The sequence below is a fragment of the Goodfellowiella coeruleoviolacea genome (assembly GCF_024171785.1).
Lineage (GTDB): Bacteria > Actinomycetota > Actinomycetes > Mycobacteriales > Pseudonocardiaceae > Goodfellowiella > Goodfellowiella coeruleoviolacea.
Window position 1 is genome coordinate 258,448 of record NZ_JAMTCK010000006.1, and the last position, 20,786, is coordinate 279,233.

The following is a 20,786-nucleotide window of genomic DNA, read 5'->3' on the forward strand; positions in this document are numbered from 1 at the left end:
CCGAACGGTATTCCGCGAAGGCGTTGAATGAGGCCCGGGGGACACGGACCGCACCGACCGAGCTGTTCAACGCGGGTCCGGCGCGCGGTGTTCCCACCCGGACAGAATGTGACTCAGGTCACTTCTGGTCGGTGGGTGGGGCCGAAACCGGGTCACCGGCTGGCGTTCTCCCTGGTCCGCTCCTCGTCGATGCTGCCGGACCGGTCGGTGCCGGCCGGGTCGGTGCCGGCCGGGTCGGTGTCGCCAGCCGCGGGGGCGGTGGCGCCGGGGCGGCCGGGCAGCAGGCGGCGCAGCACCGGCCACAGCAGCAGCGCCAGCACCACCACGTACACCGCGATGGAGAACGGCGTGTTCACCAGCCCGGTCAGCGAGCCGTCGCTGAGCTGCAGCGCCCGCCGCATCTGCTGCTCGGCCGCGGGGCCCAGGATCACCGCGATGATCGCCGGCAGCACCGGCAGCCCGAACCGCCGCATGGCGAACCCGAGCAGCCCGATCACGAACAGCAGCAGCAGGTCCAGCACCTGACCGCTCACCGCGTACGCGCCCACGCTGGCGAAGAACAGGATGCCCGCGTACAGGTAGGGCCGGGGGATCCGCAGCAGCCGCGCCCACACCGGCGCCAGCGGCAGGTTCAACACCAGCAGCAGCACCGTGCCCACGAACAGGCTGGCGATCAGGCCCCACACCAGGCCCGGCTCCCGCTCGAACAGCAGCGGACCGGGCTGGATGCCGTACTGCTGGAACGCGGCCAGCATCACCGCGGCCACCGCCGTGGTTGGCAGGCCCAGGGTCAGCATGGACACCAGGGTGCCGGCGGCCGACGCGCTGGCCGTGGCCTCCGGGCCGGCCACGCCCTCGATCGCGCCCTTGCCGAACTCCTGGCGGTGCTTGGACAGCCGCTTCTCCGTCACGTACGACAGGAAGGTGGGGATCTCCGCGCCGCCCGCCGGGATCGCCCCGAACGGGAACCCGATCAGCGGCCCGCGCAGCCACGGCTTCCACGCCCGCCGCAGGTCCTCGCGGCCCAGCCAGGGCCGGCCCACCGGGATCGGCTTGGTCTGGCCGTGCCGCAGGTGCGCGGCCACCCACAGGGACTCGCCCACGGCGAACAGGCCGACCGCCACGATCACCACGTCGATGCCGTCGGCCAGGTGCAGCGAGCCGAAGGTGAGCCGCTGCTGGCCGGTCATCTCGTCCAGGCCGATCAGGCCGATGGTCAACCCGATCAGCAGCGACGCGAACCCGCGCACCCGGGACTTGCCCAGCACCGAGGTCACCGCGATGAACGCCAGCACCATGATGGCGAAGTAGTCGGGGGCGCCGATGTCCACGGCCAGGCTGGCCACCGTGGGCGCGAGCACCACCAGCAGGATGGTGCCGATGAGCCCGCCGACGAAGTGGCCGATGGCCGCGGCGGCCAGCGCCTGCGCGCCCCGCCCCTTGCGGGCCATGGGGTTGCCCTCGATGGCGGTGACCACCGCCGCGGTCTCCCCCGGCGTGTTCAGCAGGATCGACGTGGTGGACCCACCGAACATGCCGCCGTAGTAGATGCCGGCGAACATGATGAACGCGCTGGTCGGGGCGAGCGCGTAGGTGACGGGCAGCAGCAGGGCCACGGCCATGGCCGGGCCGATGCCGGGCAGCACGCCGATGGCGGTGCCGAGCAGCACGCCGATGGCCGCGTAGAGCAGGTTCGCCGGGGTGAGCGCGGTGCCGAAGCCCTCCCAGAGCAGGTTGAGGGTATCCACTTACAGCACTCCCATCAGCGGACCGCCGGGCAGGCTCACCCCGAGCAGGTTGTTGAACACCAGGAAGGTCAGGATCGACAGGCCGGCGGCGACCAGCGGGTCGCGCACGTAGTTGCGGCTGCCCAGGGCGTAGGCGGCGCCCCAGAACAGGATCGCGCCGGACAGCGGGAAGCCCACCACGCCGATCAGCGCGGCGTTGGCCAGGAACGCCCCGGCCAGCAGCAGCACCGTGCGCCAGTCGCTGGGTTCGCTCAGGTCGATGTCCTCGCCGCCCTCGATCTCGCCGTGACCGCCCCGCAGCACGTCGCGGGCCAGCAGCAGCGACACGACCAGCAGCAGGCCGCCGACCAGGACCGGCACGGCCTGCGGGCCGACCGGGCCGCGCTGGGCGAAGTCGGTGTGGATGGTGATCGCGTCGAACAGGACCAGCAGGCCCAGGCCGAACAGCAGCACGCACACGCCCAGCTCGGACCGGCCGCGCAGCCACCGCGGCGGCCCGCCGCCGGCCGCCGCCGGGGTGTCGGCGCTCACGCCGGTGCCCGGCTCGGTGCCCGGGTCGGTCGGTGTGGTCCCGCTCGTGCCGCTCGTGTTCGTGCTCATGCCAACCCCAGATCGGACAGGACCGAGGCCACCCGGTCGTTCTCGGCGCTCAGGAAGGACGCGAACTCGTCGCCGCCGGCGAACGCGTCGCTCCACCCGTTCTTGGCGAGCGCCTCCTTCCACTGCGCGCTGTCGTGCAGGTCGGCGATCAGCTTGACCAGCCGGTCCCGCTCCGCCGGGGTGAGCCCGGGCGGGGCGACGATGCCGCGCCAGTTGCTGAACTTCACGTCCACGCCGGCCTCGGACAGGGTGGGCGCGTCCACACCCTCGATCCGGTTGGCGCTGGTCGCGGCCAGCACCCGCAGTTCACCGGCCTGGATCTGGTCGCGGTACTCGCCGATGCCGGACACGCCGAAGGCGACCTTGCCGCCGAGCACGGCGGCCAGCAGCTCGCCGCCACCGTCGTAGGGCACGTAGTTCACGCTCTTCGGCGCCAGCCCGACGGCCTTGGCCATCAGCATGGGCGCGAGGTGGTCGGGGCCACCCGGGGAGGAGCCGCCGCCCACCGGCACCGCGCCGGGGTTGGCCTTCCACGCCTCCACCAGCTGGCCCAGCGACTGGTAGGGCGAGTCCTTGGCCACCACCACGATGTCGGGTTCCTCGATCAGCTTGGCGATCGGCGTGGTGTCCTGCAGCGAGGACGGGGACTTGTTGGTGTAGACGCTGCCGACCACGCCAAGCCCCATGGACATCAGCAGCCGGCCGTCACCGCGTTCGCTGACGATCCGGCCGAGCCCGACCGTGCCGCCAGCGCCGGGGAGGTTGAACACCTCGACGTTGCTGGTGAGCTTGGCGTCGTCCATGGCCTTGGCCGCGGTTCGGGCGGTGATGTCGTAGCCGCCGCCCGGCTGGTTGGGCACCAGGATGCGCAGGTTGCCGATCTGCGCCTGGTCCTCGGTGCCGGTGCCGGAGGTGACCAGGGGCGGCACGAGGAGCACGGCGAGCAACGCGCCGAGCACAGCGAGCCAGTTCCGCAGCCGCACTGTGATTCCTGCCTCTCCGTCGAAGTGGGAACCGTGAGGTGGGTCATGTTGCCTCCGCGTTAAGCGGCTGTCCCGGTTGCGCGCGTATCGAACGTTGTGGTCATTGTGGTCACACCGCGTGATGGGCCAGGCTGACCAGGGCGTACGCCGGTTCGGCCGGTCGTGACGCACACTGGTCGGCGGTGCGCGCCCCACCGGTCGGGTGGTGGCGGCGGCAGGACGAGGTGCGGGGAGGTGTGTGGTGGGCGGTCGGGGGTCGCTGGCCCGCCAGCTGCTCGGCTGGCAACTGGTGATCGTGTTCGCCCTGCTGGCCTCGGTCGCGCTGGTGATGGTCGTGCAGTCCAACACCAGCTTCCGGGACACCCAGGGCCGGCAGATGCTGTCGGTGGCCGAGGACGTGGCCGCCACCCCGGGCGTGCGGGCCAGCCTGGCCGACCCGCTCCAGCGCTACGCGCTGCCCACGTTCGCCGAGAGCGCGCGCAGCCTGTCCGGGGCCAGCTACGTGGTGATCATGCTGCCCGACCGCACCGTGCTGACCTCGCCGGACCCCGACCAGATCGGCGAGCGCCTGCCGCTGGGCGAGAGCACGGTGACCCGGGGCCGGACCTGGGTGGGCGTGGTGGACGAGCTGGGCGGCTCGATCGCCGCGCACGTGCCGGTGATCGGCGACAACGGCCGGGTGATCGGCATGGTGGCCGCCGGCAAGGAGGCGCCCACGTTCTTCGCGGGCGCGGTCAGCTCGGCCGGGGACGCACTGGCGCTGCTGGGCATCGCCACCGTGCTGGGCGTGGCCGGGTCGGTGCTGCTGGCCCGGCGGGTCAAGCGGCAGACGCTGGGCCTGGAGCCCAGCGAGATCACCGGCCTGATCGAGCACCGGGAGGCGCTGCTGCACGGCATCCGGGAGGGCGTGGTCGGCCTGGACCGGCAGCACCGCATCACCCTGGTCAACGACCAGGCGCGCACCCTGCTCAGCCTGCCGGACGACTGCGTCGGCCGGGGCGTGCGCGACCTCGACCTGAACGACCGGCTGGTGGACGTGCTCACCGGCCAGGTGACCGGCGACAACCAGATCGTGCTGCGCCGGGGCCGGGTGCTGGTGATGAACCGGATGCCGATCGGCGCGCTGGGCGCGGTGGTGACGCTGCGCGACCGCACCGAGCTGATCGCGCTGCGCCACGAACTGGACAACACCCGCAACACCACGGACACGCTGCGCGCGCAGGCGCACGAGTTCACCAACCGGCTGCACATCATCGCCGGCCTGATCGAGCTGGGCGAGTTCGACGAGGTGCGCGGCTACGTGCACCGGATCAGCCACGTCCAGGACCAGTGGCACGCCGAGGTCAGCGCGAAGATCGCCGACCCGGCGGTGGCCGCGCTGCTCATCGCCAAGGCCAGCCTGGCCAGCGAGCACGGGGTGGGCCTGCGGCTGGCCGAGGACAGCCGGCTGGCCGAGGTGGACGAGCGGCTGTCCGCCGACCTGGTCACCGTGGTGGGCAACCTGGTGGACAACGCGCTGGACGCGCTGGTGCCGGCCGGCCGGGACGGCCAGCACGGCTGGATCCGGGTGGCGGTGCGGCAGACCGACGACGCGGTGTGCGTGGAGGTCCGCGACTCCGGGCCGGGGGTGGCGCCGGACATCGTCGAGGAGGTGTTCCGGCACGGCTTCACCACCAAGGCGGCCGAGCACGGCGGCCCCCGGGGTCTGGGTCTCGCCCTGACCAGGCAGACGTGTGTGCGCCGGCACGGCTCGGTGGACGTGCGCAACGACGGGGGCGCGGTGTTCACCGCCCGGCTGCCGCTGGCCGTGGAGGCGGGCAGGTGATCAGGGTGCTGGTGGTCGACGACGACTTCATGGTGGCCAAGGTGCACAGCGCCTACGTGGCCAAGACGCCGGGCTTCGAGGTCGTGGGCACCGTGCACACCGGCACCGACGCGCTGCGCGCCGTGCGCGAGCTGCGCCCGGACCTGGTGCTGCTGGACATCTACCTGCCGGACGTGGACGGCCTGACCGTGTTGCGCCGGCTGCGCGGCGGCGAGTCCGGGGACGTGGACGTCATCGTGATCACCGCGGCCAGGGACGTGGACACCATTCGGGCGGCCATGCGCGGCGGCGTGCTGCACTACCTGATCAAGCCGTTCGAGTACGGCGCGCTCTACGACCAGTTGCAGCACTTCGCCGCCCTGCACGAGCGGCTGGACCGGCTCTCCAGCGCCGGTCAGGCCGACGTGGACCAGGTGTTCGGCGGGCGGCCCCGGGGCACGGCCGCGCTGCCCAAGGGGCTGACCGAGCAGACCGCCGACCTGGTCGCGCGGGTGCTGCGGGAACGCACCGCCGGCGCCGACTCGGCCGACCTGTCGGCCAGTGAGTGCGCCGCCGCCACCGAGCTGTCCCGGGTGAGCGCGCGCCGCTACCTGGAGCACTTCGTGGCCACCGGCAAGGCGGACGTGCGGCTGCGCTACGGCGGCGCGGGCCGGCCGGAGCGCCGCTACCGCTGGCACGCCGGCTGACCCGGGTGGGTGGCCGGCCGGTCAGTCCTCGGGGTGGCCGCGCCGGCCGCGCTTGACCTGGGCGCGTTGGCGTTTGGCGGTCAGCCGCCGCTCCTGGGAGCCCCGGCTGGGCTTGGTGGGCCGGCGCTTGGCCGGGGGCGGCGCCGCGGCGGCGCGCAGCAGGTCGGCCAGGCGGGTGCGGGCGGCCTGCCGGTTGCGCAGCTGGTACCGGTGTTCGCTGGCGGCGACCGTGAGCACCCCGTCGACCAGGCGGTTGGCCAGCCGGGCCAGCATCCTGGGGCGCAGCCAGTCCGGCACGGCCGGCGAGCGGGCCAGGTCGAAGGACAGCTCCACCCGGCTGTCCGCGGTGTTCACCGACTGCCCGCCCGGCCCGGACGAGCGGGAGAAGCGTTCCCGCAGCTCGCCCGCTGGTATCACCAGCGCGCTGGTCACCACCAGATCCTCGGCCACGCCCCCAGCATGCCTGATCCGTCCGGCGGTGCGCGCCCGATTTCCGGCCGCCCCGGCGGTCACCGGGGCACCGAGAGCCCGGGCAGCAGCGCGATCCGGGCCTGGTCCTCCAGGGTCAGCGGCGGCTTCGGCCGGCCCGGGTTGCGCTGACCGGCCCGCAACTGGCTGTCGGCGACGTTCGCGGTGGTGACCGAGATGCGCGTGCCGTCCGCGCGCTCGCTGATCACCTGCTGCCGGACCAGCTTGTCCGGTCCCTCCTCCACGATGGCCAGCACGGGCTGGCCGTCCACGACGAGCGCCGGGTGGCAGGTCCGGTTACCGGACGGCCCGACCAGTTTCAGCAGGTCGTTGCAGTCCAGCGGCTCCATCCCGGGCGGACCGGCCAGCACCTGCACGATCAGCGCACCCACCCCGCTCTCGTCCCCGAGGTCGACCGCGGCGTGGTAGTAGCCCTGGTTGGTGGAGCTGAAGGTGATCAGCGGCGTGGTGCTGATGTCCGCCGGCGGGACGGACGTCGTGGTCCGCACCGCGCTGGACGGCGTCGAGGTCCCCGCCACCGGCGGCGCCGCCGAGAACACCGGGGGCTCGCTGGTCTGGCCACGCGAGGGCGCGGACGCCGGAATCGACTCGCTGCTGGTGCGCACCTGACCCGACGACGGCGACGACGGCACACCCGGCGAGCCGTCGCGCAGCCGCAGGGCCGGCGCCAGGACGTGGGTCAGCCGCTTGGCGACCACGTCGTCGGGCAGTGCCCGGTCGCCCGTGCCGGTCTTGATCGGCACGATCGGGCTGACCGTGGTCGGCCAGGGCCGTTTGAGCTGCTCGTCGTCCAAGGGGAACCGCGTGTACACGGTCAGCGGGGTGGCCACCGCCGGGCTGGGCGCGGGGGGCTGGCCCGACTGGGAGCTGGTCTGCCCGTTGCCCGACACCACCTCGCCCTGCAGGGCGAGGTGCCCGGCGCCGCTCAGTGCCGCCGCGCCGACCACCACCGTCACCACGGCGGCGGCCACCCCACCGGCCAGGACCGTGCGCCGGGCGCGCAGCCGGCGTTGGCCGCGCCGCAGCACCTCGTCCCGGTTCACCCCCAGCGGCGGCTCGCCGGCCAGTGCCTGGCCGAGCAGCCGCTTGAACTCGTCGTCGCCCACCTCGTCGGCCGGAACACGGCCGAAATCGGGCTTGTCCGAGGTCATCGCACCTCCCCCACACTCGTCGGAGCAACGGTCAACAGCTTGCGCAGCGCGGCGATCCCCTTGGCCGCCTGGCTCTTCACCGTGCCCTCCCCACAGCCCAGCGCCCTGGCGGTGTCCGCGACCGACATGTCCTCCCAGTAGCGCAGCACGATCACGGCCCGCTGGCCAGGCGGCAGCAGCGCCAGTGCCCGCCGCACGTCCACCGAGTCGGCCACGCCGCCCACCCCGGCCGACACCGCGGCGTCCTCGGGCACGAACGCCACCACGGTCTCCCGGCGGCGGAACGCCCGGCGGGACTCGTCGATGGCGGTGCGCACCAGCACCTTGCGCGCGTAGGCGTCGACGTTGCCGTCCTTGCGCAGCCGCGGCCAGGCCACGTAGATCTTGGCCAGCGCGGTCTGCACCAGGTCCTCGGCCCGGTGCCAGTCCCCGCACAGCAGGTAGGCGGTGCGGCGCAGCACGGCCGTGCGCGCGTCCACGTACTCGCCGAACTCCCGGTCCCGGCTGCTGGCCGGGGTGCGGCTGGCGCGGAGTCCGGGCGAGGTCCTGGCGCGGGCGCCGGTGCGGGCTCCGTCACTCACCTGGCCACCCCCTCTCTCGTCTCAGCACACCAGTACGGGGCCGGCGGCCGGCGGGGTTGTCCCCGACCGAGGAAAAGATCTAGAAAGTTCGTCACGAGTCCGCGCGGACAGCTGGGCCGTGGTCCGCGGTGCACCGCCGAACGCAGCAGAAACGAGAAGTATGACCAGCTCGGCTGATCTTCCTGGGCGCTGGGTGGGGATGGGCATCTGGCGCGCGCTGGCGCCGTCGCCGCACCTGCTCGGCCAGGTCGCGTTCGATCCGGCCCGGCAGACCCCGGTGCTGCTGGCCCGGGGTGCTGGGCTGCGGCAGCACGAGCTGTGGGCGTGGGACGGCCAGCGGTTCCAGCTCGACGTGGCCGACCTGTTCCCCCACCAGCCACCCGGCACCGTCCAATGCCTGATGTCCACAGTGGACCCCGCTGGTGACCGGCTGCTGGTGTTCGGCCGCACCGAGGACGGCGTGGTCGAGGCATCGGGTGCGCGGGCCGTGCTGCGACCCCGGACGCGCAGGGCCGACCGGGCGTCGTGGCAGCGGGTGACCAGTGCTGTGGTGCTCGGCGACACCGTGCTGTTCGTCGGCCGCGACGGGGCCGTGTTCACCCGCGACGGCCAGCGGCTGGTCGTGGCGCACCGGGCCCTGCCGGACCTGGCCGACGAGGCCGACGAGCTGCGTTCCGTGGTGGTCGATCCCGAACGCGGGGTGCTCACCGCGGCCAGCACGGCCGGCCGGTTGCACACGTTCACCCTGGATGACGGGTGGCACCAGGTCGGCGACGCCCGCGCCTGGGGCGTGAGCCTGGCCTGGGACCCGATCGCCCGCCGGGTGGTGGTGTTGTCCGGCCCGCCCGGTGAGGACCGGTGGACCGGCGCGCCCAGCGCCGGGATGTGGCTGCGCGGCTGGCCGGCTGACGCGGAGCCCGGCACGCCGCCGCCGCTGGAGACCAGGGCGCCGTTCGGTTGGCACCAGCCACTCGTGTTCGACCGGGCCCGGCGCCAGTGGCTGCTGCTGGCCTCGGCCGACGAGGTGTGGGTGAGTCCGTCCGGTGCGGCGTGGACCCGGCTGGACCAGCCCCACCGGCTGGAGAACTACTACCACGCGCACTTCACCTGGACGGCGGGCGGACCGCTGCGGGCGTCGATGAGCCACCACTGGGGGCCGACCATGACCCTGGTCGGGGACCGGTGGCTGGCTGGCTCCTACCCCTCCGGCGAGACCATCTGGCAGCACCACAACGTGGCGGCGGCCGTGCCCGACGGACTGGTGCGCCTGGACCCCGACGGTGCCCTGCACCACCTGCCCGCCGAGGGCGAGTGCCAGCGGTTGACCGCACCCTGGGGTGGGTTGGCCGGTCTCAACACGCTCGCGCGGCCGCACGCGGTGCTGTGCCACGACCCCGCCGCCGACCGGCTGGTCCTCTGGGCCGGTGGCGACGGGGCGGGCTGGGTGTTCCGGGACGGCGCGTGGACCGCGCTGCCGCCGGGGCCGCCGGCCGGCCGGGGCCTGCTGTGCGGGACCGAACGCGGCACCTACCTGCTGGTCGCCGGTGAACTCTGGCTGCTCACCCCCGACGACGCGTGGGCACCGGTCGGATCCGCCCCGGACTGGCCCGCCCACGTGGTGTTCACCAGCGGCGGGGCCCTGTGGTCGGTGTCCGACCGGCAGGTGGCGCGCTGGTCGGCCGGCCGGTTCGAGCCGCTGCTGGAGCTGCCCGAACCGGTGTCGCTGACCCAGGAGGCCGACCGGGTGAGCACGAGCTTCGTGCCCAGTGTCGTCGCCTACGACCCGCTCGGCGACCGGCTGGTCGTGCACGGGCCGAGCGGGGTGTGGGAGCTGTCCGTGTCCGGTCTCGCCGCGGCTGACGCCGTGCTGCCGGAACCGGTCGGGCCGGCCGTGCCAGCCGCGGCAGCGCCACCCGCACCCGTGGGCCCCAGCTGCTACCTGCTGGAGTTCTCCGTCGCGCCGGGCGGTGCCCGGCACGCCTGGATCTACGCGCACGGCACCCTGGCCGATGCGGTGGACAGCCTGCACGCGGCGCTGTCCTGCCCCGACCCGGACGAACGGGAGCTGCTGGCGTCCCTGGTGCGGGGCGGCACCCTGCACCTGTGGGTGGTGCGGGGCGGCACGCTCACCGAGGGCGTCGACCTGCACCCGTTCCTGGTTCGCGAAGCCGGCGACACCGGCGACACCGCCAGCGTCCGGCCACCCCGGGTGGATCTGGCCGCGCTGGCCGGGGTGGTGCCCGAGTTGACCGGCCCGACCCTCGCCAGCGACGGCTACCTGGTGGTCTCCTGGACCGGCCCCCGACCCGACCCGGACACGTTCAGCTACCTGCGGGACGGCATCCCGCTGCGCGCCGGCTTCAACGACCTGGAGAGCTGACCGCCTGACCCGTCGCGACGACGGGCGGCTCCGCGCCCGCCGGCAGGTGTTCAGGACGCGGCAGCCGCACTCAACGCGGGCCCGCTGTGGTTGCTCGGCCGGTCCTGCGAACACCCCCCGCCCTCCCAGGGGGCGTCCCCTGGACCAGCCTATCGCCGCTGCTCAACGAACCAAAGCGCCAACCAGAGCCTGTGGATAACTCACCCGCGCCGATGGATGACTCCGCCACGGCGACCGCCATTCACCGAACAGCGGGACCACGACACCCCGACACCGCAGCAGGACCGCGACCGCAGCACCGCGAGCCCGCCCCGGCCCCACCCCGCGGCGGAGCCGGGGCAGGGCCGGTCAGAAGCGCGGGTGGGTGCCGCGCAGTTCGGCGCGCGGGGCGTCGGCGTCCTCGGCGCGGGTGACCTCGCCGAGCACCCACGCGGGCACGTGCCTGGCGGTGAGCACGGCCAGGGCCCGGTCCACCTCGTCGGGCGAGACCACGGCGACCATGCCGACGCCCATGTTGAACGTCTTCTCCATCTCGGCGCGGTCCACCCGGCCGCGCTGGGCGATCAGCGCGAACACCGGGGCGGGCGTCCAGCTGCCCCGGTCCAGCGACGCGGTCACGCCGGCCGGCAGCACCCGGGCCAGGTTGGCGGCCAGGCCACCACCGGTGATGTGGGCGAACGTGCGCACCTCGGCCTCGGCGGCCAGGGCCAGGCAGTCCTTGGCGTAGATGCGGGTGGGTTCGAGCAGTTCCTCGCCGAGGGTGCGGCCGAACTCCTCGACGTGCCCGGACAGCGGCATCCGGGCGATCTCCAGCAGCACGTGCCTGGCCAGCGAGTAGCCGTTGGAGTGCAGGCCGGAGGAGGCCATGCCGATGACCACGTCACCGGGCCGCACCCGGTCCGGGCCGAGCACGGCGTCGGCCTCGACCACGCCGATGCCGGTGGCCGACAGGTCGTAGGCGCCGTCGGACATCAGCCCGGGGTGTTCGGCGGTCTCCCCGCCGAGCAGGGCGCAGCCGGCCCGCACGCAGCCCTCGGCGATGCCCTTGACCAGTTCGGCGATCCGGTCCGGGATGACCTTGCCGACCGCGATGTAGTCCTGCAGCAGCAGCGGCTCGGCCCCGCACACCACCAGGTCGTCCACGACCATGGCGACCAGGTCGATGCCCACGGTGTCGTGCACGTCCAGCGCCTGGGCCACGGCGATCTTGGTGCCGACGCCGTCGGTGGACGCGGCCAGCACCGGCTCCTTCCAGCGGCCCAGCTTGAGCTTGAACAGCCCGGCGAACCCGCCGATGCCGCCGAGCACCTCCGGCCGCCCGGCCTTGGCCGCCCACGGCTTGAGCTTCTCGACGGCCTCGTCCCCGGCGGCGATGTCAACGCCGGCGGCGGCGTAGGTGGCACTCACCGGGGTGGTGCGGTCCGCGGCTCGGTCGACCACGGGCTTCGGACTGTCCATCTGGGTGCTCACGGCAGGTCTCCATCGAGGAGCTGGTCGGTTGTCTGGTCACGCTGAGTCTGGCACTCGCGGCCGGGCGTCATCAGCGGGTGTCGCGGTCGGCCGGTGCGGGTCGCGGTCAGCTCGGGTTGTGAACGCGGTGCGGTGCGGCCCCGCGCTGTCACGGCCGGCTCAGTGCGTCCGCCGCACCGTACCCGTTGGCGTGCACCGGCGCGGCCGACCCGGCCACCCCCTTCTCGATGCCCTCCAGCAGGTGCTTGCCGATCCGGGCCTCGTCGGGCAGGGCGATCGGGTACTTGCCGTCGAAGCACGCCGAGCACAGCCGGGTCCTGGGCTGCTCGCTCGCGGCGACCAGGGCCTCCAGCGACACGTAGCCCAGCGAGTCCGCGCCGATCGAGCGGCGCACCCCGTCCAGGTCGAGGCCGTTGGCGATCAGCTCGGCGCGCGAGGCGAAGTCGATGCCGTAGAAGCAGGGCCAGCGCACCGGCGGGGACGCGATGCGCACGTGCACCTCGACCGCGCCGGCCTCGCGCAGCATCCGCACCAGGGCCCGCTGGGTGTTGCCGCGCACGATGGAGTCGTCCACCACCACCAGGCGCTTGCCCCGGATGACCTCGCGCAGCGGGTTGAGCTTGAGCCGGATGCCCAACTGCCGGATGGTCTGCGAGGGCTGGATGAAGGTGCGGCCCACGTAGGCGTTCTTGACCAGGCCCGAGCCGTAGGGGATGCCGGACGCCTGGGCGTAGCCGATGGCGGCCGGCGTGCCGGACTCGGGCACCGGGATGACCAGGTCGGCCTCGGCCGGGTGCTCGGCGGCCAGCCGGCGGCCGATGTCCACCCGGGTGGCGTGCACGGACCGGCCGGCGATGGTGGTGTCCGGCCTGGCCAGGTAGACGTACTCGAACACGCAGCCCTTGGGTTCGGGGTTGGCGAACCGGGACGAGCGCAGGCCCTCCTCGTCGATGGCGATCAGCTCGCCGGGCTCGACCTCGCGGACGAACGACGCGCCCACGATGTCCAGGGCCGCGGTTTCGCTGGCCACCACCCAGCCGCGCTCCAGCCGGCCCAGCACCAGCGGGCGCACCCCGTGCGGGTCGCGCGCCGCGTACAGCGTGGACTCGTCGGAGAACACCAGGCAGAACGCGCCGCGCACGGTGGGCAGCAGTTCCAGGGCGGCCTGCTCGATGCCGGTGTCGGCCGCGGCGGCGGCCAGCAGCCCGCAGATCAGGTCGGAGTCGGTGGTGGCGCCACCGCGGGTGTCCACCGCGCCGGCGGCCGTGGCCCGCTCCAGCAGTTCGGCGGTGTTCACCAGGTTGCCGTTGTGGCCCAGGGCCAGGCCGCTGCCCGCGGCCGTGGTGCGGAACGTGGGCTGGGCGTTCTCCCAGGTGGGCGAGCCGGTGGTGGAGTAGCGGCAGTGCCCGACGGCGACGTGGCCGTGCAGCGAGGACAGCACCTGCTCGTCGAAGACCTGGCTGACCAGCCCGAGGTCCTTGAACACCACGACCTGGCTGCCGTCGGCCACCGAGATGCCCGCGGCTTCCTGACCTCGGTGTTGCAGGGCGTACAGCCCGTAGTAGGTGAGCTTGGCGACCTCCTCGCCCGGCGCCCACACCCCGAAGACACCGCACTCCTCGCGCGGCTCTGGTTCGGGGGTTTCGGGTGCGGAGGGATGTCCGGCTGCTGACTGGTCGGTCTGGTCGGTGACCACCGAGTGCTCCCTGGATGACGGAGTCGGACTACACCTCAGTGTAAGGCGCACCAGGTGGCCGCCACGCCAGCAAGCCATTGCCACACGTGACCAAGCCCACCCCCGATGCCGGCCGAACCGGGGAAATCCGCCCTGATCACCGGCATCGCGGTGGCCGCCGCCGCGCGCACGAGCGGTCACCGTGCGCAGTCCTCGCGGCCCGGGTGCCGGCCGGTTGGTCCGGTCGGCTGTCGGTGCGCGTCCGTATGGTCGCCGCCGTCCGTTCCCAGTCCCCGCAGCAGGAGGCGGCGTTGCCGAAGCGACCAGACGAGAACAGGTTCACGATCCCCACTACCTGGCGCACCCACATCCACCCGTTCCGCGGCAGCGTCACCGCCAGCCGCGTCCGGGTCGACGACACCGCGGTCACGGCGCTGCGGGAGCGTGCCGACGAGTTCCGGCTCGCCCTGGAGCGCACCACCGGCGCGCCCGACCTGCTGGACGCGGCCCGCGCCTGGCTGCGCGGCGAGGCGTCCCCGCTGGGCGCGGCCGTGGTCACCAAGCTGGCCAGGCGGCTGGCGGCGCGCCGGGGCGCGGCCAAGTTCGACCCGCCGGCGTTCGCCGACCTGTGGGTGGCCGCGCACGGCATCGCGTTCGCCGCCGAGGCCGCGGTCGACCTCGCCCAAATCGAGGTCGACGAGAACGGCACCGCCGGGTACGTGGTGGCGCGCGCCGACCCCGAGGACTGGGACGAGGCGCTCTCCTACGGGGGCCTGGCGCCCGTGGTGCACCGGGTGCGCGCGCTGCTGGCCGCCGCCGACGACACGGACTACCAGGCGGCCGCCACCGTGCTGGCCGGCCGGCGCGAGCACGACGTGGAACGGGTGATCGGCGCGTACCTGGTGCCGACCGAGACGGCCTGGGTGGACGAGGCGCTCGCTACCGCCGAGCCCGACGAGGACGACACCGAGCGGATGCGGCTGGTGCTCTGCTCGGTGCGCTCGGTCGAGCAGCTGCACCGCGTCAGCCACCACGAGCGGGCGCTGTGGAGTCTCACCTTCCGCGACACCATGTACACGGTGGCCGAGCGGGTCGGTCCGGCGATCGCACCGCTGCTGGCCGCGCAGTGGCCCCGCGAGCGCCGCGACGCCAACAAGAAGTGCGTCCTGGCGGTGCTCGCCGCGCTGCCGACCGACGAGGCGTTCGAGCTGCTGGTGGCGTGCCTGGACCAGCCGCACGTCAACGCCGCCGTGCGGGACGCGGCCACGCGGTACCCGGCGCGGGCGTTGCGGGTGCTCGCCTCGGCCGCCTCGGGCTCGACCTCGGTCGCCCCGCTGGCCGCCCGGCTGCTGCACGAGCACGCCGCCGCCCACCCGGACCTGGTGGCCGCCCTGCCGCCCGAGACGCGCGCCGCGCTCGACGGGGCCGAGCAGCCCGCCGACCGGGTCGCCGAGGCAGCACTGGACGAGCTGCCCGCGCTGCTGGTCAACCCGCCGTGGGCGGCCAAGCGCACCGTGGTCCGGCGGCCGGTGGTCAAGGGGCTGGAGCCGTCGGTCGAACCGGCGGTGGTCTGGGCGAAAGGCGAGCGCCGCAAGTGGGCGGACACCAGGGTCGACCACTACCGCGGGGACATCCCCGAGGACGCGGCCGACCCGTACTGGGCGCGGTACCGGGACCTGGCCGACGGCACCCACCAGCACGAGCTGCCGAGGAACCTGTTCCTGTTCGGGCCGGAGGACGTGGCGCGACCGCTGCTGCGCACCTGGCAGCCGCCGCAGGGGAACAGCTACGCGTGGATGCGGGTGATCGTGGCCCGGTTCGAACTGGACGCGCTGCCCGCCGCGCTCGCCCTGGCCCGGCCGCGCCCGGCCGAGCGGGGCGAGCTGCTGCACCCGTTCGCCACCGTGGAGGTGGCCGAGCTGATGGCCGACTGGCTGCGGCTCAAGGCGCTGCGATCGGTGGCCGAGCCCTGGTTCCACCGGCACGCCGCGGTCGCCGCCCGCGCGCTGGTGCCGGCGGCCGTGGGCAGGGCGGGCAAGCCGCGCGGCAACGCCGAGGGCGCGCTGCGGTTCATCGCCACCACCCCCAACGGCGTCGACACGATCATCGCGGCCGCGCGCCACTACGGGGACGCCGCCCTCGCCGCGATCCAGTCGTTGTTGGACCGGGTGTCCTCGGCCGAGGAGCGGGTCACCGCACCCAAGCCGCCGGCCTGGCTGGACGTGCACCGGCTGCCCCAGGTGCTGCTGCGGGACCGCGAGCGCGCCCTGCCGCTGTCCGCGGTCGAGCACCTCACCACGCTGCTCAACCTGTCCACATGGGACAGTCCGTTCCCCGGTCTCGACGCGGTCGTCGACAGCTGCGACCGGGCTTCGCTCACCGGGTTCGCCTGGGCGCTGTTCGACCAGTCCGCGCGGGAGTTCCGGTTCCACGGTTACCGGGGCGACTGGGTGCTGCCGGCGCTCGGGCGGTTCGGCGACGACGACACGGTGCGCCGGCTCGCCCCGGTCATCCGCGCCTGGCACAAGAAGGACAACCGGAAGGCGGCCGTGGCCGGCCTGGACGTGCTCGCCGCCATCGGCACGGACGCGGCGCTGGTGCAGTTGAACTCGATCGCGCAGAGCCCGGCCACCCGGTCCCTGGGCTACGAAGCCCAGCGGCGGCTCAACACGCTCGCCCGCGTCCGGGGGCTGCGCCCGGACCAGCTCGCCGACCAGCTCGTGCCCGACTTCGGGCTGGACGAGCGCGGCAGCCTCACCCTGGACTACGGCCCCCGCCGGTTCACCGTGGGCTTCGACGACCAGCTCAAGCCGTTCGTCACCGACCAGACCGGCAAGCGGCTCAAGGACCTGCCCAAACCCGGTGCCCGCGACGACGCCGACCTCGCCCCCGCGGCCCACGCGCGGTTCGCCGAGTTGAAGAAGGACGTGCGCACGGTGGCGGCCAACCAGATCCGCCGCCTGGAACAGGCCATGATCAGTCAGCGGCGCTGGGAGCTGGCCGAGTTCCAGCGCCTGTTCGTCCACCACCCGCTGCTCTGGCACATCGCCCGGCGCCTGCTGTGGCGGGCCGACACCGGGGTGGTCTTCCGCGTCTGCGAGGACCGCACCTTCGCCGACGCCGACGACACCACCACGGTGCTGCCGGAGACGACCCGGGTGAGCGTCGCCCACCCCGTCCACCTCGGCGAGGAGGCCGCGGCCTGGGCCGAGGTGTTCGCCGACTACGAGATCCTGCAACCCTTCCCGCAGCTGCACCGGCCCGTGCACCGGCTCACCGGGGAGGAGCGCACCAGCGCCGAGCTGACCCGCTTCCACGGCACCACCGTGCCCACCACCAGGGTGCTCGGTCTGCAGCGGCGCGGCTGGTCGCTGGTGTCCCACGGCGGCGGTGTGGACACGTACCTGTGCCGTCCGGCGCGGGGCAACCGGAAGGTGGTGATCGTGCTGGACCCGGGCGTGGAGCGCGGGGCTCCGCTGTCCGACCCGGAGCAGCGCGTCGTCCGGGTGGCGTTAACCGACGCGCAACGCGGCGCGGTCAACGGCCGGTTCGGTGAACTGGACGCGGTGCTCGTGTCCGAGGTGCTCACCGACCTCACCACGCTGACCGCGCCGGAGGCCTAGCGGCACCGGCGAACCCGCCCCAAGTGTCCACTGTGGACAGACGAAACCTGGTGCTGGGCGGGTGGACGCGACAGGGGCGCGCCCCGGTCCGTCGGAAACTGTCGGACCGGCTGCGTAGGGTGCGCCGCACAGCCAAGTGAGGAGGCGGCATGCGGCAGCCGGACGAGGACGCCTTCGTCCTCCCCGACCAGTGGCGCGACCAGATCCACGTGTGGCGGGGCGGCGACGTGCCGCCGAGCGCGGTCCCGGCCGAGGACGCGCCCCTCGCCGGCATCCGGGCCCGGCTGCCCGAGATCCGGGCCGCGCTGCCGCACGCCACCGGCGACCCCGGCCTGATCAACGCGGCAGCCGCCTACCTGGCCGGCGCGGCCGACCCGGTGGGCGCGGCCGTGGTCGCCACGATCTACGAGGAGCTGCCCGACCACAGCTACGACGTGGACACCACGGCCGCCTTCGCCCACCTGTGGGCCGCCGAGCACGGCCTGGCGTTCGCGGCCGCGGCCGCCGTGGAACTGGGCGGCGTCCTCGTCCAGGACCCCACCCACGGTCGAGGCACGCCCATCGCGTACCGGGTCACCGCGCCCGACGCCGACACCCACCCCAACCAGCTGCTCGGCTCCGGGTTCGGCAAGTACATCCTGCGCCGGACGCGGACCCTGCTGGCGCTCGCCGCCGAGCCGGACCACCGGGCCGCGCTCGCCGCCCTGGCCGAGCGCCGCCACGACGACATGCGCCGCATCCTCGCCGCCTACCTGGCGCCCACCGAGGCGGACTGGGTGGCCGAGGCCGTGGCCGCGGCGCCGCGGACCGAGGTCCGGTCGGACCCGAGGCTGTTCCTGCTGCTCCTCTCGCTCACCTCGCTCGACCAGCTCGCCCACCTGCACGCCGGGTGGGACCTGTGGCTGCTGACCTTCCAGGAGCCGCTGTGCACGGTGGCCGCGCGGCTCGGCCCGGCCATCGCGCCGGTCGTGGCCGACCTGCTGGACCGCGAGGACCACGACAACCACCGCAAGGGCATCCTGGCCGTGCTCGGCGCGCTGCCCACGGACGAGGCGTTCGACCTGCTGGTGGCGCGGCTGGACACCCCGCACGTGCACGCGGCCGTGATCGCGGCCGGCCAGCGGTTCCCGGCGCGGGCACTGCGGCGGCTCGCCGCGGCGGCCGCGGGCGCGCTGCCCGGCGGCGACGCCGCCCGCCTGGCCCCGCTGGCCGCCCGGCTGCTGCGCGGCCACGTGACCGCCCACCCCGACCTGGCCGCCGCCCTGCGGCCCGAGGTGCCGGATGAGCACCGGGCCGCGCTCGACGCCGCGACGGGGGACACCGACGCGGTGACCGACGCGCCGCTGGAGACCCTGCCCGAACCACTGGTTCGTCCACTGTGGACACAGGAGCGCCCGGTCGTCCAGCCGGTCACGGTCAGGGGCCTGACCGCGCCCACCGAGCGCGCCGTGCACTGGGCCGACGGCGAGCAGCAGCGGTGGGCCGCCACCAGAACCGACTACGGGCAGGAGCACACCAGGCACCTGAACCGGGCGGCGTGGCAGGCCAGGGCCACCGCCCTGCGCGAGGGCACCCTGCACCCCTACGACCACCCCGGGTTCGTCCTGGACGCCCCGGAGGACCTGGTGCGACCACTGCTGGCGACCTGGCGGCCGAAGGTGTTCTGGCGGCACGACACCGCGGCCTGGCTGAAGCTGGTGGCCGCGCGCTTCGGCGCCGACGCGCTGCCCGCCGTGCTGCTGGTGGCCCGGTCCCAGCCGGCGGCCAGCGGCGAGGTGCTGCTGCCGTTCGTCAGCGCCGAGGTGGCCGAGCTGATGGCCGACTGGCTGGTGCGGGTGCGCTCGGCCCGGTCGGTGGCCCGGGCCTGGCTGCGGCGCCACCGCACCGCCGCGGTGCTCGCCCTGGTGCCGCCGGCCCTGGGCAGGGCCGGCAAGCGGCGGCGCGCCGCCGAGGCGGCCCTGCGCCACCTCGCCGCCACCGGCAGCCCCGCCGAGGTGGTGGAGCTGGCCCGCCAGCACGGCGACCAGGCCGCCGCCGGCGTCGAGTCGATCCTGGCCGCGGATCCGCTGGCGGACCTGCCCCCCACCATGCCCGAGGTCGGCTCGTGGCTGGACGTGTACCGGCTGCCCCGGGTGTTGTTGCGGGACCGCCGCCACGCCCTGCCGGCCAGCGCGGTCGAGCACCTGGTCACCATGCTGGCGCTGTCCTGGCCGCACGGCCGCTACGCCGGCATCGACGTGGTGCGGGAGGTCTGCGACCCGGAGTCGCTGGCCGAGTTCGTCTGGGCGCTGTACGAGCAGTCCAGGGCGGACTACTACGTCGACGCCAAGGAGGACTGGGGCCTGCCCGCGCTCGGCTGGCTCGGCAACGACGACACGGTGCGCCGGCTCGCCCCGCTGATCCGGTCCTGGCCCGGCGACGGCCAGCACGTCCAAGCCGTGATCGGGCTGGACGTGCTGGTCGCGATCGGCACCGACACGGCGCTGGCGCACCTGAACTCCATCGCCACCACGGTGAAGTTCAAGGGCCTGCGTGCCAAGGCGCAGGAGAGGATCGCCGAACTGGCCGACGAGCGCGGGCTGAGCCCCGAGCAGCTGGCCGACCGGCTGGTGCCGGACTTCGGGCTGGACGAGCGCGGCAGCCTCACCCTGGACTACGGCCCCCGCCGGTTCACCGTGGGCTTCGACGACCAGCTCAAGCCGTTCGTCACCGACCAGACCGGCAAGCGGCTCAGGGCCCTGCCCAAGCCCGGCGTGCGCGACGACCCGGACCTGGCCCCGGCCGCGCACCAGCGGTTCACCGCGCTGAAGAAGGACGTGCGGACGGTGTCCGCCGACCAGATCCGCCGACTGGAACGGGCCATGGTGGCCCAGCGCCGGTGGAGCCTGGCCGAGTTCCACGACCTGGTCGTGACCCACCCGCTGGTCTGGCACATCGCCCGGCGGCTGGTGTGGGTCGCCGACAGCGGGGTGTCGTTCCGGCTCGCCGAGGACCGCACCCTGGCCGACGTCCACGACGACACCCTGGTGCTGCCGGCCGGGGCCCAGGTCGGCATCGCCCACCCGGTGCACCTCGCGGACACGGTCCCGGCGTGGCGCGAGGTGTTCGCCGACTACGCGATCCTGCAGCCGTTCCCGCAGCTGGAGCGGCCCGTGCACGCGCTGACCGACCAGGAGCGCGCCAGCACCGAGCTGACCCGCTTCCACGACCGCACCACGTCGACCTTCACCGTGCTCGGCCTGGAGCGGCGTGGGTGGGAACGCGCCGCCGTCAAGGACGACGGCCTGGAGTGCTGGATCTCCCGGCCGCTGCCGGACAACCGCGCCCTGGTGGTCAACCTGTCCCCGGGCATCGCGGTCGGCGCGGTGGACTACTACCCGGAGCAGCGCGTCGAGCGGGTCTGGCTGCACGACCAGCCGGGCACACCGGAGTTCCCCACACCCACCACGGCGTTCGGGGTGCTCGACCCGGTCACCGCGTCCGAGGTGCTGGCCGATCTGCACACGCTGACCACCACGGCCGGTTCGTAGCCCGGGGCGCGCGGACGGCCGGCGCGCCCAGCCGGCAAGCACCAC

The 20,786-nt window shown here is 74.1% G+C and carries 13 protein-coding genes; 5 read left to right on the plus strand and 8 right to left on the minus strand.

Going from position 1 to position 20,786, the window contains the following annotated elements; genetic code table 11:
• Positions 1–152: 152 nt before the first annotated feature.
• Genes LX83_RS15045 through LX83_RS15055 form a run of 3 tightly spaced genes read right to left on the minus strand, consistent with a single transcriptional unit; the run spans position 153 to position 3,331 of the window.
• Entirely contained in the window at positions 153–1,748 is a 1,596-nt protein-coding gene (locus tag LX83_RS15045) for a tripartite tricarboxylate transporter permease (RefSeq protein ID WP_253771660.1), read from the minus strand.
• Positions 1,749–2,348, minus strand: coding sequence for a tripartite tricarboxylate transporter TctB family protein (locus LX83_RS15050; protein WP_253771662.1), 600 nt, complete (start codon positions 2,346–2,348; stop codon positions 1,749–1,751).
• Complete coding sequence (locus tag LX83_RS15055) at positions 2,345–3,331, minus strand: Bug family tripartite tricarboxylate transporter substrate binding protein (protein ID WP_253771664.1); 987 nt, start codon at positions 3,329–3,331, stop codon at positions 2,345–2,347. Before LX83_RS15055 ends, LX83_RS15050 begins: the two co-directional genes overlap by 4 nt.
• A 241-nt stretch (positions 3,332–3,572) precedes the next feature.
• Here LX83_RS15055 and LX83_RS15060 point away from each other — a divergent pair, with 241 nt between their 5' ends.
• Positions 3,573–5,156 (plus strand): sensor histidine kinase, encoded by a 1,584-nt coding sequence (locus LX83_RS15060; RefSeq protein WP_253771666.1) that lies wholly within the window; start codon positions 3,573–3,575, stop codon positions 5,154–5,156.
• Positions 5,153–5,842, plus strand: a complete 690-nt coding sequence (locus LX83_RS15065) for a response regulator (RefSeq protein ID WP_253771668.1) — start codon at positions 5,153–5,155, stop codon at positions 5,840–5,842. The genes LX83_RS15060 and LX83_RS15065 overlap by 4 nt, the downstream gene beginning before the upstream one ends.
• Before the next feature lie 21 nt (positions 5,843–5,863).
• Here the strand turns inward: LX83_RS15065 and arfB are convergent, their stop codons facing one another.
• From arfB to LX83_RS15080, 3 genes are read right to left on the minus strand one after another with little or no spacing between them, the layout of a single operon-like run.
• Positions 5,864–6,292, minus strand: coding sequence for an alternative ribosome rescue aminoacyl-tRNA hydrolase ArfB (arfB, locus tag LX83_RS15070; protein WP_253771670.1), 429 nt, complete (start codon positions 6,290–6,292; stop codon positions 5,864–5,866).
• 59 nt (positions 6,293–6,351) lie between these two features.
• Entirely contained in the window at positions 6,352–7,482 is a 1,131-nt protein-coding gene (locus tag LX83_RS15075; RefSeq protein WP_253771672.1) for a hypothetical protein, read from the minus strand.
• Positions 7,479–8,063: a SigE family RNA polymerase sigma factor gene (locus LX83_RS15080; protein WP_308203979.1), complete on the minus strand. Its 585-nt coding sequence runs from the start codon at positions 8,061–8,063 to the stop codon at positions 7,479–7,481. Before LX83_RS15080 ends, LX83_RS15075 begins: the two co-directional genes overlap by 4 nt.
• 160 nt (positions 8,064–8,223) lie before the next feature.
• Between LX83_RS15080 and LX83_RS15085 the strand changes: the two genes are divergently transcribed.
• Positions 8,224–10,443: a hypothetical protein gene (locus LX83_RS15085; RefSeq protein WP_253771674.1), complete on the plus strand. Its 2,220-nt coding sequence runs from the start codon at positions 8,224–8,226 to the stop codon at positions 10,441–10,443.
• Positions 10,444–10,791: 348 nt separating this feature from the next.
• On the opposite strand, the gene purM is transcribed toward LX83_RS15085, so the two are convergent.
• Together purM and purF are read right to left on the minus strand one after the other, a co-directional pair.
• A complete protein-coding gene (purM, locus tag LX83_RS15090; RefSeq protein ID WP_253772033.1) occupies positions 10,792–11,901 on the minus strand; it encodes a phosphoribosylformylglycinamidine cyclo-ligase in 1,110 nt (369 codons plus the stop codon).
• Positions 11,902–12,061: 160 nt separating this feature from the next.
• Positions 12,062–13,687 (minus strand): amidophosphoribosyltransferase, encoded by a 1,626-nt coding sequence (gene purF / locus LX83_RS15095; protein ID WP_407649588.1) that lies wholly within the window; start codon positions 13,685–13,687, stop codon positions 12,062–12,064.
• Positions 13,688–13,899: 212 nt separating this feature from the next.
• Here purF and LX83_RS15100 point away from each other — a divergent pair, with 212 nt between their 5' ends.
• Entirely contained in the window at positions 13,900–17,211 is a 3,312-nt protein-coding gene (locus tag LX83_RS15100) for a DUF4132 domain-containing protein (protein WP_253771676.1), read from the plus strand.
• Between the two features lie 149 nt (positions 17,212–17,360).
• On the plus strand, positions 17,361–20,741 hold the full coding sequence (locus LX83_RS15105) for a DUF4132 domain-containing protein (protein ID WP_253771678.1): 3,381 nt from the start codon (positions 17,361–17,363) through the stop codon (positions 20,739–20,741).
• The last annotated feature ends 45 nt before the right edge of the window (positions 20,742–20,786 follow it).

Bases quoted from the DNA above. Each gene is read 5' to 3' on its own strand.
- purM (WP_253772033.1), bottom strand. From the start codon at position 11,901: ATGGACAGTCCGAAGCCCGTGGTCGACCGAGCCGCGGACCGCACCACC.
- purF (WP_407649588.1), bottom strand. From the start codon at position 13,687: ATGGCTTGCTGGCGTGGCGGCCACCTGGTGCGCCTTACACTGAGGTGT.
- LX83_RS15085 (WP_253771674.1), top strand. From the start codon at position 8,224: ATGACCAGCTCGGCTGATCTTCCTGGGCGCTGGGTGGGGATGGGCATC.
- LX83_RS15050 (WP_253771662.1), bottom strand. From the start codon at position 2,348: ATGAGCACGAACACGAGCGGCACGAGCGGGACCACACCGACCGACCCG.
- LX83_RS15075 (WP_253771672.1), bottom strand. From the start codon at position 7,482: ATGACCTCGGACAAGCCCGATTTCGGCCGTGTTCCGGCCGACGAGGTG.
- LX83_RS15105 (WP_253771678.1), top strand. From the start codon at position 17,361: ATGCGGCAGCCGGACGAGGACGCCTTCGTCCTCCCCGACCAGTGGCGC.